Source organism: Ruegeria sp. L12 (genome assembly GCF_056531745.1).
The window spans coordinates 256,888-272,647 of the sequence record NZ_JBQFMH010000001.1 but is presented as its reverse complement, the minus strand read 5'-3'; the positions used below and the strand labels follow the sequence as shown (position 1 = coordinate 272,647).

The 15,760-nt window shown below is 58.1% G+C and carries 20 protein-coding genes; 9 read left to right on the top strand and 11 right to left on the bottom strand.

Going from position 1 to position 15,760, the window contains the following annotated elements:
• Positions 1 to 14: 14 nt before the first annotated feature.
• Entirely contained in the window at positions 15 to 647 is a 633-nt protein-coding gene (locus ACR0K9_RS01320; protein WP_480535922.1) for an ATP-dependent Clp protease proteolytic subunit, read from the bottom strand.
• 302 nt (positions 648 to 949) lie between these two features.
• Here ACR0K9_RS01320 and ACR0K9_RS01315 point away from each other — a divergent pair, with 302 nt between their 5' ends.
• From ACR0K9_RS01315 to ACR0K9_RS01305, 3 genes are all read left to right on the top strand, one after another.
• Positions 950 to 1,291: an ArsR/SmtB family transcription factor gene (locus ACR0K9_RS01315; protein ID WP_480820134.1), complete on the top strand. Its 342-nt coding sequence runs from the start codon at positions 950 to 952 to the stop codon at positions 1,289 to 1,291.
• 168 nt (positions 1,292 to 1,459) lie between these two features.
• The gene (locus ACR0K9_RS01310) at positions 1,460 to 1,597 is read left to right on the top strand and encodes an entericidin A/B family lipoprotein (RefSeq protein WP_480469242.1); all 138 of its coding nucleotides are present in this window, start codon (positions 1,460 to 1,462) and stop codon (positions 1,595 to 1,597) included.
• A gap of 769 nt (positions 1,598 to 2,366) precedes the next feature.
• A complete protein-coding gene (locus tag ACR0K9_RS01305; RefSeq protein ID WP_480820133.1) occupies positions 2,367 to 2,909 on the top strand; it encodes a type II toxin-antitoxin system prevent-host-death family antitoxin in 543 nt (180 codons plus the stop codon).
• Between the two features lie 32 nt (positions 2,910 to 2,941).
• Here the strand turns inward: ACR0K9_RS01305 and ACR0K9_RS01300 are convergent, their stop codons facing one another.
• Both ACR0K9_RS01300 and ACR0K9_RS01295 read right to left on the bottom strand, forming a co-directional pair.
• Positions 2,942 to 3,391, bottom strand: a complete 450-nt coding sequence (locus ACR0K9_RS01300; protein WP_480820131.1) for a hypothetical protein — start codon at positions 3,389 to 3,391, stop codon at positions 2,942 to 2,944.
• A gap of 127 nt (positions 3,392 to 3,518) precedes the next feature.
• A complete protein-coding gene (locus ACR0K9_RS01295; protein ID WP_480820129.1) occupies positions 3,519 to 3,839 on the bottom strand; it encodes a hypothetical protein in 321 nt (106 codons plus the stop codon).
• Positions 3,840 to 4,398: 559 nt separating this feature from the next.
• On the opposite strand from ACR0K9_RS01295, the gene ACR0K9_RS01290 reads away from it, so the two are divergent.
• Entirely contained in the window at positions 4,399 to 5,319 is a 921-nt protein-coding gene (locus ACR0K9_RS01290; protein ID WP_480820127.1) for a restriction endonuclease, read from the top strand.
• Between the two features lie 114 nt (positions 5,320 to 5,433).
• Here ACR0K9_RS01290 and lepA read toward each other — a convergent pair whose 3' ends face one another.
• Entirely contained in the window at positions 5,434 to 7,233 is a 1,800-nt protein-coding gene (gene lepA, locus ACR0K9_RS01285; protein WP_480820125.1) for a translation elongation factor 4, read from the bottom strand.
• An 87-nt stretch (positions 7,234 to 7,320) separates the two neighbouring features.
• Here lepA and ACR0K9_RS01280 point away from each other — a divergent pair, with 87 nt between their 5' ends.
• From ACR0K9_RS01280 to ACR0K9_RS01270, 3 genes are all read left to right on the top strand, one after another.
• A complete protein-coding gene (locus tag ACR0K9_RS01280; RefSeq protein WP_480820123.1) occupies positions 7,321 to 8,475 on the top strand; it encodes a hypothetical protein in 1,155 nt (384 codons plus the stop codon).
• Positions 8,476 to 8,638: 163 nt separating this feature from the next.
• On the top strand, positions 8,639 to 8,947 hold the full coding sequence (locus ACR0K9_RS01275) for a hypothetical protein (protein ID WP_480820121.1): 309 nt from the start codon (positions 8,639 to 8,641) through the stop codon (positions 8,945 to 8,947).
• A 66-nt stretch (positions 8,948 to 9,013) separates the two neighbouring features.
• Positions 9,014 to 9,955 (top strand): LysR family transcriptional regulator, encoded by a 942-nt coding sequence (locus ACR0K9_RS01270; protein WP_480820119.1) that lies wholly within the window; start codon positions 9,014 to 9,016, stop codon positions 9,953 to 9,955.
• 201 nt (positions 9,956 to 10,156) lie between these two features.
• On the opposite strand, the gene ACR0K9_RS01265 is transcribed toward ACR0K9_RS01270, so the two are convergent.
• The 3 genes from ACR0K9_RS01265 to ACR0K9_RS01255 form a co-directional block, all read right to left on the bottom strand.
• A complete protein-coding gene (locus ACR0K9_RS01265) occupies positions 10,157 to 10,402 on the bottom strand; it encodes a hypothetical protein (protein ID WP_480535910.1) in 246 nt (81 codons plus the stop codon).
• Positions 10,403 to 10,477: 75 nt separating this feature from the next.
• Positions 10,478 to 10,819, bottom strand: coding sequence for a hypothetical protein (locus tag ACR0K9_RS01260; protein ID WP_480820117.1), 342 nt, complete (start codon positions 10,817 to 10,819; stop codon positions 10,478 to 10,480).
• A gap of 181 nt (positions 10,820 to 11,000) precedes the next feature.
• Positions 11,001 to 11,450: a low molecular weight protein-tyrosine-phosphatase gene (locus ACR0K9_RS01255; protein WP_480820115.1), complete on the bottom strand. Its 450-nt coding sequence runs from the start codon at positions 11,448 to 11,450 to the stop codon at positions 11,001 to 11,003.
• A 27-nt stretch (positions 11,451 to 11,477) separates the two neighbouring features.
• On the opposite strand from ACR0K9_RS01255, the gene ACR0K9_RS01250 reads away from it, so the two are divergent.
• Positions 11,478 to 12,164, top strand: a complete 687-nt coding sequence (locus ACR0K9_RS01250; RefSeq protein ID WP_480820113.1) for an NAD-dependent deacylase — start codon at positions 11,478 to 11,480, stop codon at positions 12,162 to 12,164.
• Positions 12,165 to 12,227: 63 nt separating this feature from the next.
• Positions 12,228 to 12,836, top strand: a complete 609-nt coding sequence (locus ACR0K9_RS01245; protein WP_480820111.1) for an HdeD family acid-resistance protein — start codon at positions 12,228 to 12,230, stop codon at positions 12,834 to 12,836.
• A 68-nt stretch (positions 12,837 to 12,904) separates the two neighbouring features.
• Here ACR0K9_RS01245 and ACR0K9_RS01240 read toward each other — a convergent pair whose 3' ends face one another.
• The 4 genes from ACR0K9_RS01240 to meaB all read right to left on the bottom strand — a co-directional run bounded on the left by ACR0K9_RS01240 (position 12,905) and on the right by meaB (position 15,719).
• The gene (locus ACR0K9_RS01240) at positions 12,905 to 13,369 is read right to left on the bottom strand and encodes a copper chaperone PCu(A)C (RefSeq protein WP_480820109.1); all 465 of its coding nucleotides are present in this window, start codon (positions 13,367 to 13,369) and stop codon (positions 12,905 to 12,907) included.
• A 45-nt stretch (positions 13,370 to 13,414) separates the two neighbouring features.
• On the bottom strand, positions 13,415 to 13,765 hold the full coding sequence (locus ACR0K9_RS01235) for a hypothetical protein (protein WP_480820107.1): 351 nt from the start codon (positions 13,763 to 13,765) through the stop codon (positions 13,415 to 13,417).
• A gap of 402 nt (positions 13,766 to 14,167) precedes the next feature.
• Positions 14,168 to 14,455, bottom strand: coding sequence for a 50S ribosomal protein L28 (rpmB, locus tag ACR0K9_RS01230; protein ID WP_170362546.1), 288 nt, complete (start codon positions 14,453 to 14,455; stop codon positions 14,168 to 14,170).
• 280 nt (positions 14,456 to 14,735) lie between these two features.
• Positions 14,736 to 15,719, bottom strand: a complete 984-nt coding sequence (gene meaB, locus ACR0K9_RS01225; RefSeq protein ID WP_480820105.1) for a methylmalonyl Co-A mutase-associated GTPase MeaB — start codon at positions 15,717 to 15,719, stop codon at positions 14,736 to 14,738.
• Positions 15,720 to 15,760 lie beyond the last annotated feature (41 nt).

The window sequence follows — 15,760 nt, the reverse complement described above, 5'->3', positions numbered from 1 at the left end:
GCGCGGTTTTGAACTCAGTCTTCGTCACCGTCCATCTTGGCCCGATTTTCGACGATCTCGTCGATGTGACCCCATTCCTTGGCCTCTTCCGGGCTCATGAAATTGTCACGATCCAGCGCTTTTTCAACCGCCTTTTTGGTCTGCCCGGTATGGCGCACATAGATATCATACAGGCGATCCTTCAGTTTTTGCGTCTCGGCCGCGTGGATCATGATATCGCTGGCCTGACCCTGATATCCGCCGCTGGGCTGGTGTACCATGATGCGGCTGTTGGGCAGCGAAAAGCGCATCCCCTTCTCACCACCTGCCAGCAGAACCGACCCCATCGAGGCCGCCTGACCGATCACCAATGTGGAACATTTCGGCTTAATATACTGCATTGTGTCGTAAATCGACAGGCCGCTGGTCACCACACCGCCGGGAGAATTGATGTAGATCGAGATCTCTTTGCTCGGGTTTTCCGCCTCAAGATGCAGCAGTTGGGCGACGACCAGATGGCTCATGCCGTCATGGATCGGGCCGTTGATGAAGATGATCCGCTCTTTCAGAAGGCGCGAGAAGATGTCATATGCGCGTTCGCCCCGGCTGGTCTGCTCGACGACCATGGGGACGAGTGTGTTCATGTATGTGTCAACTGGATCGAACATAGGGAACCTGCCTGCTTTGGTGTTGATCGGGACATTACCCGAAGAAGAGTTACCCGAGTCTTAGTGCCGCCACCGGAGGGCTGCAAGGGGGGCCGCGCGTTCATCAACGCCTGAGGCTTTAAGAGCGGGCTACCAGTCCGATCGCGTTCACGGCGCACACGCGTATTCGTGTTCTATACATCACGTTATTTTGATCCATGCATATGGAAAAACATGCCTGAATTCTGTACTTACATTCATTACCATACAGATTGCCCCAGGCTGCCTGCAGATGGTGCGGAACTCTGGCAAGGATTACGAATATGGCTCTTTCTCAGCTGTCGACGGATATGTCGCCCGAGGATATGGACCAGATGGTCGAAAACGCGACGCGGGCGTCGAATTTCCTCAAGGCAATCAGTCATGAAGGGCGTCTGATGATCCTCTGCCACCTGGTCTCGGGCGAGAAATCGGTGACCGAGTTGGAAAGGCTTCTGTCAGCCCGGCAGGCCGCCGTCTCACAACAGTTGTCACGTCTCCGGCTTGAAGGACTGGTTGTGCCCCGGCGCGAGGGTAAAGCGATTTACTACCGTCTGGCGGATGACCGCCCTGCCCGCATGCTTGAGGTGGTTTATGAGCTTTTCTGCAGTTCTGATCAGCCCTGACCGCCCACAAAATTTCTCCTGTCTAGGGATGAACTTACCTCTTAATCCCGGTCAATTGCTGGGCAAATATGTTTGTGTTAGTCCGCCCGTTCTCAGCCCGGTAAAACCTGTGGCCGTATGTTTGAAAAGCTGCTAGGCAAAGCGAAATAAACACTTATGGAGTTCTCGATGATCCGTGCATTCATGATCGGCCTGGCCCTGTTCACTCTGACCGCCTGCGAAACTGCAAAAGGGGCCGGCAAAGACATCGAAAAGGCCGGCGACGCCATTCAAAACGCAGCTGAGGACGTTCAGGAGAACATCTGACCCATTCCAATATATTGCGGCATTGATGCAACACGCCGCAATATGCTGTTGCCGCAGCATCAAAATGCGATTATTATACTCGCACAGGTGCATAGACGCGGCATTGCATTTCTGACGATCAAACGGGGATTTTTCGCTCATGCGAAAAATCCCCGTTCTCATTTGAAGGGTGGTGGTGCGTAGTAGCCTGTAGGAACCTGTGGTTCGGAAAAAGGAAAAGGCGTCAGGTGCTCAGACGCGGTCTTTGCATGCATCCTTGCGGACACTCCTGACGCCTTGCCGGTTCGATCCGCCCGAGGGGCATCTCGATCCAGTTGCCGCAATCCCCGAAAGGACATTGGCCACTGCCACACGCGCAATGTCGCGTCGCAGTCCGCTTGGACCTTCTGAGAGGCTGATCACCTGACCCGAACCGAAGCCCGGATCACCTGATCCACCACCGGTAAGCCATTGCAACCAAGAACAAATCCTAAAATCCGTCTTCGTCGCGGCGGCCCCCTTGGCCTTTGCGTCCCGCCCCTGTTCCGAAGAACTGAAGCAGTGATCAGACTTTTGCATCAGCGCCCTGATCCGGCAAGAAAATAGCACTGCAGCATGAAAATTAGACGGGGATAAACTGTTGATATCCGGCGGGAGAGCCATGTGGACAACTCGGAATATCGCGCAGCGCGGCAGGGTTGTGAGGGGATAAGTCCAGACTTTAAAAGCCACCCCGAATTTCACCACTTTCTGCACCTGCAAAGGCCCCGCGCGGCTCGTTAGGGGCGAATTGTCCGAGTTGTACAACACTCAGACCCCCAATCTTTCGAATCGTACAACCGGAGATTCGCCCATGCGCCTGACCATCTCAGAAGCCCGCGCCCGACTGGGAGAACTCGCGACCCTCTCGCAAGACCCCCGACAGGTGATCGTGCTGACCCGCTATGGCAAACCGCTCGCCGCGCTGATCTCGATGGCCGAGGCCGAGCGGATCTGGCAGCTGCAGGATGATGGCCGGATCGGACGCAAACACCCGCTCAGCGGACTGCGCGGGTGGTGGTCGAAAGGGCGCGGTATTCCGGGGATGGAACCTGGGCCGGACGGTTCTTACCTCACCGCGCGCGACGCCGCGCTGAAGGTCCGCGAGATCCAGATGACCCGAGCCGAGGAACGCCGCATCCTCAAACGCGGGGGGGCTGGATCCTGTCACGGGCGGCGAAATCGCCGCCCGGCCCTGCTCCTCCCTGTGGAGGCGCATGTTCCTGAGAAGCGCTCCGACCTGACCGGGGTACCTACTACTCCTGCCGCACTCACAATACGCAGCGGCATATAGCCCCTTTAACATCCGGTCAGGCCGAAGACGCTTCAGTTCACCTGACGTTCCAGAACGGTGCTGTAGGTCGTTCCTCGACGCAGGCTACGGAAATCAGCGTATATCTTGCCGTCCTGATACCGGGCATCGATCAGGGCGTTGACGCCGATCTCGGGGTTGGCCGAGCTTTCGACGATGCTGATGCGGTTCGGATCATCGAGGCTGATGGTCCCGGCGGCATCCATGACGCGCCAGTCTTGGGCGGCGTTCGGACGCCACTTGCTGGGCCCCCAGAACACGTTGTCCTGTTGTTTCTGGATGTCCAGCACCCATTCGGCGTTGTTGAACCGCGGCGCATCACCGGTTGTGGTCCGGTTCGGACCGACGGTGGTATAGCTGCCCACCCATGTGCCGCGCAGATCCGGCGTGTCGGCCATGGCAGAGGTGGCAAGGGTTAGGCTCGTGGCCAGAGCGGCTGCTCCGGCAGTCATAAATCTGGTCATGGGCTTTCCTCCTGAATGCGACCCTTTGGAGTTCAAAAGCGAACATCCGCTGTGGGCTACAGATTGGGAGGGTGTGGGCCGGTTACAACTTACCTAAGGGAAAGTTCATAATCGTTTAATGTTCGCCTCAGGCCCATGCCAGCGCGGTGCCGATCAGAACCAGACCGATCCCGGCGACTTCGCGATGCGTAAAGTTCTCGCCGAACAGAAAATAAGAGGCGATGGCGATCAGGATGACCTCGGCCCCCAGAATGCCAGTATAGATGATGCCCAGCCGCTCTTCGCGCAGCGCGGCGAGTTCCAGCGTTGCAGCGGCTAGCAGGGTGGCGACGATCAGCAGGCTGAGGCCGATGCCGGGGATTTTCCACCAGAACTTCATCGCGATCATGGCCACGGAATAGAGACCCGCCGACCCGAGGGCGATGATGGGGATCATGGATGTGGACATCTGGGCCTCCTGCCGAGGGTTCCGTTGGGTCAAGTGTAGCAGGTGTGAGGGGCTGGGGCTGTGAGGTGGGTCACAGTGGGGGTGATGGGTTAAAAACCCATCCTACGTAGGGTGGGTTTTAACCCACCAATACACCCGCAAGGAGGGCTTCAGCCCGCCGCCCCCCTCTAATCCTTGCGCGTTGAATTGGTCAGGCGAATGGCGGGCTGAAGCCCGCCCTACGGTTTATGAATCCCGTTCGATCAAAAGAACTGAGGGCAGCGCCGGCCTGAGGGGGTGAGGCCCGTCTCGGAAACGGTCCAGTGGACCGTTTCAGGGCCGAACGGGCGGAGCCCCGGGGCGCAAATGCGCCGCACGTTTTGCCGGAGGCAAACCTTCAGTTTGACGGGGGTGAGTCTGCGCGGCCCGGCGGTGCCGCCAGGCGGGTGGGTTGACTAAAGTGATCATTTTTAAGTTGATAGCAGCCAAAACTAGCACGTAATTGTACCAGAGCTTTCTTCGTTCAATCGCTAGACAAACCAGATACAACGGAAATTGTTACCAGTTCAGGAGGATGTCCTTGAGCGACCTCACAAACGACGGAAGCAAATTCGAAGATGAAGTCGAATTGGTATTCAAGACAATTGCATCTCGAGATGGGGTTTCTTCGGTCGAGCGGAACGTCTTTCTTGAGTCGCCCGATGGCAAGAGGCAGATCGACTTGCTCATCCGTTCGAACGTCGCGGGAAATGAAATTCTCACAGTTGTTGAATGCAAAGACAAAAAACGGAAAATTGACCTCCCCGTCGTCGATGCGTTCTTTTCCGTATTGCAGGATGTCAAAGCAAACAAAGGTATAATTGCCTCGAGATCAGGTTTCAGCCGGAACGCAAAACAAAAGGCTGAGCGATTAGGCATTTCACTGTGCACAGTTGATCGGTTGGAAAACCAAGTTTGTGACCCACTTGCCAGCTTACCATTCGTAGTAAAACTCATTGCTATCGAGCAGTTTGTCCTGGAGTTCTCCCCAATTCTCGGAGAGAGACAAACCGGCGCTAGAATTTCGCTGAACAGCATATTGTGCGGGAAGGGGTTGGCAGAGCTAGTTTCGCAATTCTCATTCGAGAAATTCTTCGAAGAAGAAAACTTGCATGAGAAAATTACAGCGACTTCGTTTGGTGAACCTCTATGGCTGAATGGCAGCGACGGAAATATTATTCCGATTAAAGACTGCAAGTTTTCATTAAGTCTTTCACCTGAAGTTTACTTCGGTTTTACTGCCAGTCTCCCATCAACTTACATCAGGAAGATCGTGGAAAACAATGACACCGAAATATTCATAGACATTGAAGAGCTTAAAGCCGCGCCTAATCATTTTGCCAAGTATGCGCACTTCAACGATCTACCCGAATACGTTAGGCGTCAGCATGTGAAAGTTCTCGGCGCTCCAATGTCCTATAAGAATGCCAAAATACAGTTTTTTGGAAGAAAAAAGAAGTAAATCTAGCGATCAACTCACGACTGCTTAGCGCTCGCGGCGCTATCGCATACCATGTGGGCACGCAGTTGGCTGCGCCAACTGCTTTCGCCCACCCGCCGTAAAAATGGCCAGCTGTTAGCTGTCCATCTTCAGCGCTGAAATAAACGCTTCCTGCGGGATATCGACCTTCCCGAACTGGCGCATCTTCTTTTTACCCGCCTTCTGCTTGTCCAGCAGTTTGCGTTTCCGCGTGGCGTCGCCTCCGTAGCATTTGGCGGTCACGTCCTTGCGCAGCGCCGAGAGGGTCTCGCGGGCGATGACCTTGCCTCCGATGGCGGCCTGGATCGGGATTTTGAACATGTGGCGCGGGATCAGGTCTTTGAGCTTTTCGCACATCGCCCGGCCCCGCATCTCGGCGCGGTCGCGGTGAACCATGGTTGACAGCGCGTCAACGGGTTCATCGTTCACCAGCACCGACATCTTGACCAGATTGTCCTCGGTATAGCCTGTCATCTGGTAGTCGAACGAGGCATAGCCCTTGGTCACCGATTTCAGTCGGTCGTAGAAGTCAAAGACGACCTCGTTCAGCGGCAGGTCATAGACGACCATGGCGCGGGTGCCCGCATAGGTCAGGTCCAGCTGGATGCCGCGGCGGTCCTGGCAGAGTTTCAGCACGTCGCCGAGGTATTCATCCGGAACTAAGATTGTCGCCTTGATGCGCGGTTCTTCGATATGGTCGACCTTGGAGGGGTCGGGCATGTCGGCGGGGTTGTGCAGCTCGATCATCTCACCGTCTTTCATGTAGACGTGATAGATCACCGACGGCGCGGTGGTGATGAGCTCGATATCATATTCGCGTTCGATGCGGTCGCGGATGACCTCAAGGTGTAGAAGGCCCAGGAAGCCGCAACGGAAGCCAAAGCCCAGCGCTGCCGAGGTTTCCATTTCAAAGCTAAAGCTGGCGTCGTTCAGCGCCAGTTTGTCGATCGCATCGCGCAGGTCTTCGAATTCGGAACTGTCGACGGGGAAGAGGCCACAGAACACCACCGGCTGCGCGGGTTTGAAGCCAGTCAGCGCCTCTTCGGTGCCGTTGCGGTCATTGGTGATGGTGTCACCGACGCGGGTGTCGCGGACCTGTTTGATGGATGCGGTGAGAAAGCCGATCTCACCGGGGCCGAGGCTGTCGACCATCTCCATCTCTGGCCGGAAGACGCCGACGCGGTCGACATGATGCAGGGTGTTGTTCGACATGAACTTGACCCGCATCCCCTTTTTCAGCGTGCCGTCCATGATGCGGACCAGAACGATGACGCCGAGATAGGCGTCGTACCACGAATCCACCAGCATCGCCTTGAGCGGCGCATCCAGATTGCCCTGCGGGGCGGGCAGTTGGTTTACGATGGCTTCCAGCGTCTCGTGGATGCCCTGCCCCGTCTTGGCGCTGACCTGAATGGCGTCGGTCGCGTCGATGCCGATCACATCCTCGATCTGTTCGGCCACGCGGTCACAATCGGAGGCCGGCAGGTCGATCTTGTTCAGCACCGGCACGATTTCGTGGTCGGCGTCGATGGCCTGATACACGTTCGCCAGCGTCTGCGCCTCGACCCCTTGGGTCGAGTCCACCACCAGCAGCGAGCCTTCGACCGCGCGCATGGACCGGCTGACCTCATAGGCAAAGTCCACGTGGCCGGGGGTGTCGATCAGGTTCAGCACGTATGCCTCGCCATTGTCGGCGGTATAGTCGATGCGAACCGTGTTGGCCTTGATGGTGATGCCGCGCTCGCGCTCGATATCCATGCTGTCGAGCAGCTGTTCCTTCATGTCGCGATCCTTGACCGTTCCGGTCTCTTGGATGAGCCGGTCAGCAAGGGTGGATTTGCCATGGTCGATATGCGCGACGATGGAGAAATTGCGGATATGAGCGAGGTCTGTCATGGGTTGGGGATATGTAGCGGAATCGTGGGTTGGTCAAGGCGTCATGTTGGCGGCAACCTGACAAGGAATTCGTAGAAAAAGTGTCCGATGATTGCATTTGATGATCTGAGCTTTCACGAGGCTAGAACTGTCGCAAGCAGAGAAACCCTACGCGCGCTCGGGCTATTCAGTGCTCCTGTTGTTTCCGGTCTACTTCGCAAACCAGAACTTGGCGAACCTGAACTTGATGAATGGCTTCTCATTGTGTTGCGTACACTCTTAGCCTGCGTCGCAGGAGAAGAAGATTCAGCGTTCTTCGCTTTGGAACACTTGAGGAGACATAGGAAAGCTACCGACCATAAATCGGAAACTCAGGCAATAAATGACTTGAAGTCGATCGCCTCTGTAGCTGAGGAAGTCCTTGTTGGCATATGTGCACCAAGCTTCAGCGTCACCTCCGACCAAGCTGATGCTGTTTCAGTGCTCGCGGATGGAATCTCCTCAGTTTTACCTGGTTCAGATGGATGGAGATCGCTCCGCTATGCCGATGATGCACTTATCCATTTCGTGCCGCCAGCAGACCTCGACTACAATATCCCGCTCTGGGCCAATGATGATGCCGATGCAGACGAACCAAATGGTTGGATTCTATCGAACCAACCAAGGACACTGCCTCTTATTAATTACTGGAGCTATGATGAAGCTGAATGGGAGTTTTGGCAGACTTGGTATCAAGGGTTTGTAGATGGCTCGCCAATTGACATGGAACTTCAACGCCGAATAGCAGGGATTCACGACACCATCTGGGAAAACGGGCTTAAAGCGGTTGCAGACGAAATTGAGCGAATTCGAACGCATTGGCAGGTTGAAGTCGCCCTTTCTGAACTAACAGACAGCTTTGAAGTTGTGACGTCCCCTCGTGATGGCATCGGAGGAAACAACCCTCCTGAGGATATTCACGATGAGCTTTTGTCTGGTTCCATCACTTTGATTTGGGAGGCTACCCAAGAACTTTCGACCGCTCTTGAAGACGAAGAACCGTCTTCAGAGTGGATTAAAGCGATCTTGAACAAACTCAAATCGGGATTGGCGGGCCTGCTCAAATGGAGCGCTTTGTCGACCAAGTTGGCGGTTGGTACCGTAGTCGTCATAGGCTCAAAGCAAGTGACGACTGCTGTCGTGGATGCCTATATTGCAAAACACCCTGAGAAAATCCAAACGCTGATCGAAGTGCTCGAGCGGTTTCTGCCATTCTTGCGCTGACGGATGCCGGGCTGAAGCCCGGCCTACGGGGTGGCGTGTTTCTGACTCATGTATTCACTTTTTCGAACCACCCAATTGATCCAAACTCCACTTTGATTCATACTCCGCCGCAGACCGAGAGGGGCATAAGACCCGTCCGGGCAGGCAAAAACGAGGCTCGAGTATGAAACAGTTCCTCCTAATCGCATTTTGTGCGGCATCGCTGACATCGGTGGCTCCGGTCGCGGACGCAGCGCAGATCAAGCGGGCGTGTTTGGCATCAGACCGTGAGGCGGCGACGCGGGCGCGGTGCAGTTGCATTCAGCGCGTGGCGGATCAGGCGTTGACGCGTGGCGATCAGAAGACCGTGGCGAAATGGTTCGAAGACCCCCATCAGGCACAGGAGTTGAAAATGTCGCAGACCGCGCGCGATGATGCGCTGTGGGATCGGTATCAGAACTTTGGCCAGATGGCGCAGGCGATCTGCAGCTAAGCCTGTCTCAATCCTTGACCTGATGCCCGCTGCGCCTCAGAAATGGCGCAGCGAAAGGTGTATTGCATGGTAATGAAAGGGCTGACCCTGCGGGGCCTCGAGGTGTTCGAGGCGCTGGCACGGACCGGATCGGTGGCGCAGGCGGCCGAGATCACGGGGCTCAGCCAGCCCTCGGTTTCTCAGCAGTTGCGCAACCTGGAAAAGGCCCTGGGCACCGATCTGGTCGATCACGGGCGGCGGCCGATGCGGCTGACACAGGCCGGGCGCAGCTTTCTGGCGCGCGCGCAGGCGGTGTTGTCCGAGCTGCAGGTGGCCCAGAGCGAGCTGGCGGTGATGGATCTGGGCCATCTGACGACGCTCTCCATCGGGCTGATCGACGATTTCGACAACGATCTGACGCCACGGCTGGCGACCTCGCTGGCCGACAGTCTGACCCGGTCGAAATTCAAGCTGATCACCTTGTCGAGCCTCGATCTGTTCGAGGCGTTGGAGGCGCAGCGCCTGCATATGGCCGTGTCGGCCCATTCCGGCGAGGTGCTGGAAGGGGTGATCGAATACCCGCTGGTCGAGGACCCGTTCATTCTGGTGGCCCCCAAAGGTGCCGAGCAGCCGATGCAGGCGCTGCCCTTCCTACGCTATGCCCGCGACCAGTTGATCAGCCGCCAGATCGAAGGCCATCTGGCGCGGCAGCAGATGGAGTTCGAGGAACGGTTCGAGATCGGCTCGCATCAGGCGCTGATGGCGATGGTGGCGCGGGGGCTGGGCTGGGCGATCACCACGCCGCTGGGCTATATGCGCGCCGCCCGGTTCCATGACGGGCTTGAGGCGCACCCGGCCCCGTTCGGCGAGTTTGCCCGCACGATCTCGCTGTTTACCCGCGCCGACTGGTCGGATCAGGTGCCGCAGGAGGTGGCGGATATGATCCGGCGACTGATGCAGAGCCAGATCATCGACCCGGCGATTGCGCAGCTGCCCTGGCTAAGCGGGCAGTTGAAGGTGATGAGCTAGCGCGAGCATCTGCGGTATTCGACAATCCCAATCGTCAGCACATCGGGCAATTCGGATGGACCTTCAAACATGACCGTTCCTCGGCCAGCGGTGCGATCCAAAACTTCTGCTGAAGCAATGCAGGCAAGGTCAGTATTGATGTGGACCCTGATTGCCCGCACAGACGCTTACTGCGCACCACAATCCAACGGGCGGAGTGATCTAGTCGTTCGACGCTGTCAGCAAAGGCACTGCAGGGACGACCCTGACCTGAGCCCCGCCTTCATGCTCGCAAACGTAAATCACATGCGGCGTTCTTTCCTCATCGACCGCGCGAACAAAGTCTACCGAGTGTGCGCCGCCAGCTTCGGTGCAAGCTGTTTTCCAGTTTTCAAGAGCCTGATCTTCCGTCATCGAAAAGCACATTCCAGGTACAGCCGTCAGTGCCAAAACAAGAAGATTTTTCATGATCGTTACACCATTCATACCTATAAACCTGGACACCGAGTCTCTGCACGCGCGCGTGCAGATGGGCCAAACCGGTCAACTCACCAGTCTTGTAAGATTGTCTGACGCGCACGTTGCAAATGTGTCGGCCATTTCCGACCCGGCTTGCGATGCGTCAGCGTCCTGCCGTGCCTCTAAAAGCTGTCCGGCCTGATAGACACAGATTGCACGTTTGAATATTTTCTCGGCCAACAACGATGGAGCGTCGGCTTGTTCGCAAGCGTCCAGTTCTTGCGACAGTTGCTTCAGAACATCGGAAGGTAGACTTTTCAGCACGAGATTCAGAGCTGAACTCAATCCGGTGTGCCCTCGGTCCAGACCCTGCTGGTACGACGCACTTGCCACCAAACTGGTAGGCACAAAAAACTCAATACTCACGACACAACACCCGTTTACTTATCCAACGCCAGACACACGACGTTGCTTACTCATTACATATTCAATTTTTAGAAATATTGTGGCGAATTGATGTCTGAATTCGCGGATTACGCAAAAAAACATGAAATTTCACGCAACGCTGTGTTTACAGAACCTGGACAATCCAAGCCTGCCCGAGTTTCTAGCGCCAAGACCGCAAATGTGTCTCAAGCCCCTTCACCGCCACCTCGATCAGATCCAGCGCACCATCGAAATCGCGCGTGTAATAGGGGTCGGGCACGTGGTCCGCGCCGCTGTCAGGTGCGAAATCGGTCAACAGGCGGACCGGGGTGGCGTTGCCGTCGGGGCGCAGGGATTCGATATTGGCGATATTGTCCGCGTCCATGCCGATGATCAGATCGAAGCGGTGGAAATCCTCGGTCACGAATTGTCGGGCGCGCAGGTCGCTGAGGTCGATATCGCGGGCACGGGCGGCCTTTTGCATCGGGCCGTAAGGCGGATCGCCGATATGCCAGCCCGAGGTTCCGGCGCTGTCGGTGCGGTGCTGCGGGGCACGGGCGCGAAAGGCGCCTTCGGCGGCGGGGGACCGGCAGATATTGCCCAGGCAGACGAATAGGATACGCTGTGTCATAAGAATGGTTTAGCGCGTGGGGCGGGTATGGAAAAGATTGTCATTCTGACCGGGGCCGGGATTTCCGCCGAAAGCGGGCTGGGCACGTTCCGCGACGAAGGTGGCCTGTGGGCGCAGCACCGGATCGAGGATGTGGCCACACCCGAGGGCTTTGCCCGCAATCCGGCGCTGGTGCATCAGTTCTATAACGCCCGCCGGGTGCAGGCCGCCAAGGCGCAGCCCAATGCGGCGCATCGGGCGCTGGCCCGGCTGCAAGGCGGCTGGCCCGGAGAGGTGATCCTCGTCACCCAAAATGTCGACAACCTGCATGAGGCCGGAGGGGCCGCGCGCGTGATCCATATGCATGGCACCTTGGCCGGGGCTTTGTGCGCGGCGTGCGGGCATCGCTGGGCTTCGCCGCCCGAAATGGAGGTCGGCGAAACCTGCCCGTCCTGTCACCAGCCCTCGGCCCGGCCCGACGTGGTCTGGTTCGGCGAGATGCCCTATTTCATGGATGAGATTTACCACCATCTGACCGAGACCACTCTGTTCGCCTCGATCGGAACCTCGGGGCAGGTCTATCCGGCGGCAGGCTTTGTGCAGGAGGCGCGGGCCGTGGGCGCGCGAACGGTCGAGTTGAACCTTGAGCCATCCGCCGGGATTTTTGATGAGGTCCATCTGGGGCCTGCATCCGAGATGGTACCGCGCTGGGTCGACGGGTTGCTGGGCACGTAATAAGGGCAGACAGCAGCGCGCGTTCGCGTCTATGGTGCCGAAAACGAAAACCGAGTGAGTGACATGACCGATCTACCGCCAAAAGACGGAGAAATCCTGGACGACAGCAGCATCGACGCCCGCGATACGCTGAGTTCCAATCTGGCCAACCTGTGGTGGACCTTTCTGCTGCGCGGTATTCTGGCCGGTCTGATCGGGATTGCGGCGCTGTTCTGGCCGACCGGCAGCATCTCATTGCTGCTGCGACTGGTGGGGGCGTTGCTGATTCTGGATGGCGCGCTGACCTGGCTGGGATTCGGACGGCGCGGGCTGGTCGGCGGTGTCGGCATCGGTGCCGCGCTGATCGGGCTGGTGCTGCTGATCTGGCCGCAGGGGGTGGCGTGGCTGGCCTTTACGCTGATGGGGGCGATGGCGCTGTTCGTGGCCATCGGCGCGCTGATGGCGCTGCCGCAGATGCACCCGCAAGACCCCGAGCGGGCGACGGTGCGCAATTCGGGCATCTTTGCGCTGATCATCGGGCTGGTGCTGATCTTCTGGCCCGGCAGCGGCATGGTGGCGCTGGGCTGGGCAATTGCCTTCTTCGCGCTGGCCTCGGCGGTGGTGATGTTCTTTCTGGCCGCACGGTTCAAAAAGGCAGGCGACCGGTTGGGAATGAAAACCGTCAACCGCTGACGCAACAGGCCGGGCAATGCCCGGCCTGACACATGGATGATGGCTGTAGAACAACCTGAAGACAGGTGTTAGTTCGAGTGGGCGCCTTTGTCCTGACGCTCCAGATCGACAGGAATCTCGACCTCGACCTCTCCGGCATTTTCGAAGATCAGAGTGACGGGAACGGTTCCGCCCTGTTCGAAAGGCGCTTTCAGACCCATGAACATGACGTGATCGCCGCCGCGTTTCAGCATGTGGGTCTCGCCCGCCGGAATGGCAAAGCCTTCCTTGACATGCACCATCTTGGCGACGCCGTTTTCGTCAACCTTGTGGGTGTGCAGTTCCACACGGGCAGCCACATCCGATTCCACCCCGATCAGGCGGTCGTCTGCGTCGCTCTGGTTCTGGATCATCATGAAGGCCGCGCCCGCCTTCGCGGTTTTGCCCGACGACCGGGCATAGGAATCGTCAACCACAATCAGGTCGGCAGCCATGGCGCCGGTGGCAAAGGCCAGAGTGGTCAGGGTGGCAAGCAGGGTGGATTTGAGGGTCATTGTGCCTCTCCTTGGTAACTGTCTGATAGAGTTTGGAAACTGGAATCAGGCAGAGACCGGCGGCGCGCGGGCCGGGTGTCGCGGCAGCGGCGCTGCAATCAGGTCCTGCGACAGCGGAGATGGTGTCGGCAGCACCCGCGTCGGGGCCGGAGGTATGGCGACCGAAGCTTGGTGGATCGCACCCAGAAGGTTCAGCGCATAGTCCGGGCAGTAATGCGGTGCGCGGGTCGGCTGACCCTTGTCATCCATATAGACGACGACAGGCCCAGACCCGGTGCACAGCACCATCTGCCCCACCGCGCGATCCATGCCGCGCGACGCAGCCAGCCCCTGTCCGGTGAAGATCACCAGCAGGGACAAGGCATAAGGCAGAAATGTGCGAAAAAAGCCTGTCATGTCAGCCTGATATATACGCCTCGCGCTGAACCCGCTTCAAGCGGAAAGCAATGGCTGAGACAGTATGGCCCGGCTTAGCCTTTCGGCGACCTGATCGCCTCGGCATTCATCCCCGTATGCAGACGATTCACTCGGCGCTGCATGCGGGTGCAGCGGATTACGGCCTTGGCAAGCGACCTTGGCAACAACAACAGTAATTTCTTTGCTTTAATTGACATGATGACCCCCTCAACATGAATAAGCATAAACATATGCGATATTCAGCGGGCGTTCTGTGAACAACGTCACGAAACAGGTCATTTTATCGCTATCCCAGGAACAATCGCCTGCGCAAGTATCGACCGCAAAAAGAAAAGCCCCGCACCGCAGGGTGCAGGGCTGAATTCTTGCGTGAGAAAGCGCTTAGGCCGTAGCTTGTGCCTTGGCGATTTCTTTCTTCACTTTCAGAGCGTTCGCCGACAGCTCATCGTCCTTGGCTTTGGCCAGGAACGCGTCCAGACCACCGCGGTGGTCAACCGAGCGCAGGGCAGCCGCCGAGATGCGCAGCTTGACGCCACGGCCCAGGGTTTCCGACTGCAGGGTGACGTCGTTCAGGTTGGGCAGAAAACGACGACGAGTTCTGTTTTTGGCGTGGCTGACATTGTTGCCAGTCATCGGGCCTTTTCCGGTCAGTTCGCAACGGCGCGACATGGTTTCTTCCTTTGTTTCTGGAGGCCGGGTACAAGACCCGCGGCCAAATCACAAGGGGCGCAACCCGTGGTCGCGCCCGAAAACTGGTTGGATGCGTGTAGTGGGAATCGCGACTAGGGTCAAGACGGCTGCAGCGAAATCTTTACCTGCGCATGGATTTCCTTTTCGCCTACATCACCGGGCCTAGCGACAGAGGTTTGCCGCTCTTCAAACGAGGCACGCACATTCCATACGCATCCTGGGAATAAAGCCCGCCCAACAAAACGCGTCGGATGACCGGTCAGGCCCGTTCCGGCATCAGCGTGCTGAGCATCTGTTCAGCGGCGGCTGAGGGGCTGAGATGCCCGTCGCTGACCTCGGCCCCGAGGCGCTGCATCTCGGCACGGGATTGCGCGGTCGACAGGCGGGCCAGCAGGGCGGTGCGGACTTCCTGCTCGAACCAATACTGGGCCTGTGCGGCGCGGTTGCCGGTCCAGTGCCCGGCCTCGCGCCGCCATGCGGTCAGCTCCTGCATCTCGGCCCATGCCTGATCCAGCCCGTGTTCTTCAACCGCCGAGACGGTCATGGCCTTGGGAAACCCTTCGGGGTCTTGCGGACGTTTGCGCAGCAGGCGCAGCGCGCCTGCGTAATCGGCGCAGGTGCGGGTGGCCGTGGCCTTGAGGTCGCCATCGGCCTTGTTGATCAGGATGATATCCGCCATCTCCATGATCCCGCGCTTGACGCCCTGCAACTCATCCCCGCCCGCAGGCGCAAGCAGCAGCAGGAACAGGTCAGACATCTCGGCCACCACGGTTTCCGACTGTCCAACACCGACGGTCTCGATCAGCACCACATCGAACCCCGCCGCTTCGCACAGCGCGATGGCCTCGCGCGTGCGGCGGGCGACCCCGCCAAGGTGGCTTTGACTGGGAGAGGGACGGATAAAGGCGTTTCTCTCACGGCTCAGACGCTCCATCCGGGTTTTGTCGCCCAGGATCGAGCCGCCCGACCGGGCCGAACTGGGGTCGACCGCCAGCACCGCAACGCGCAGCCCCTGCCCCGTCAGCATCATGCCGAAGCTTTCGATGAAGGTGGATTTGCCCACGCCAGGCGTACCCGACAGGCCAATGCGCAGCGACTGACGCCCGGCCTTGGCCAATTGATCGAGCAGCGCGGTGGCCTGCGCGCGATGGTCGGCGCGTCCGCTTTCGACCAGGGTGATCGCGCGGGCCAGTGCCCTGCGGTCTCCGTTCAAGATCCTGTCGCCAAGCTCGGCAGTGTTCATGGGTAAGCCCCCGGCTGGAATTTGCCTTAGATGAGGGGCGA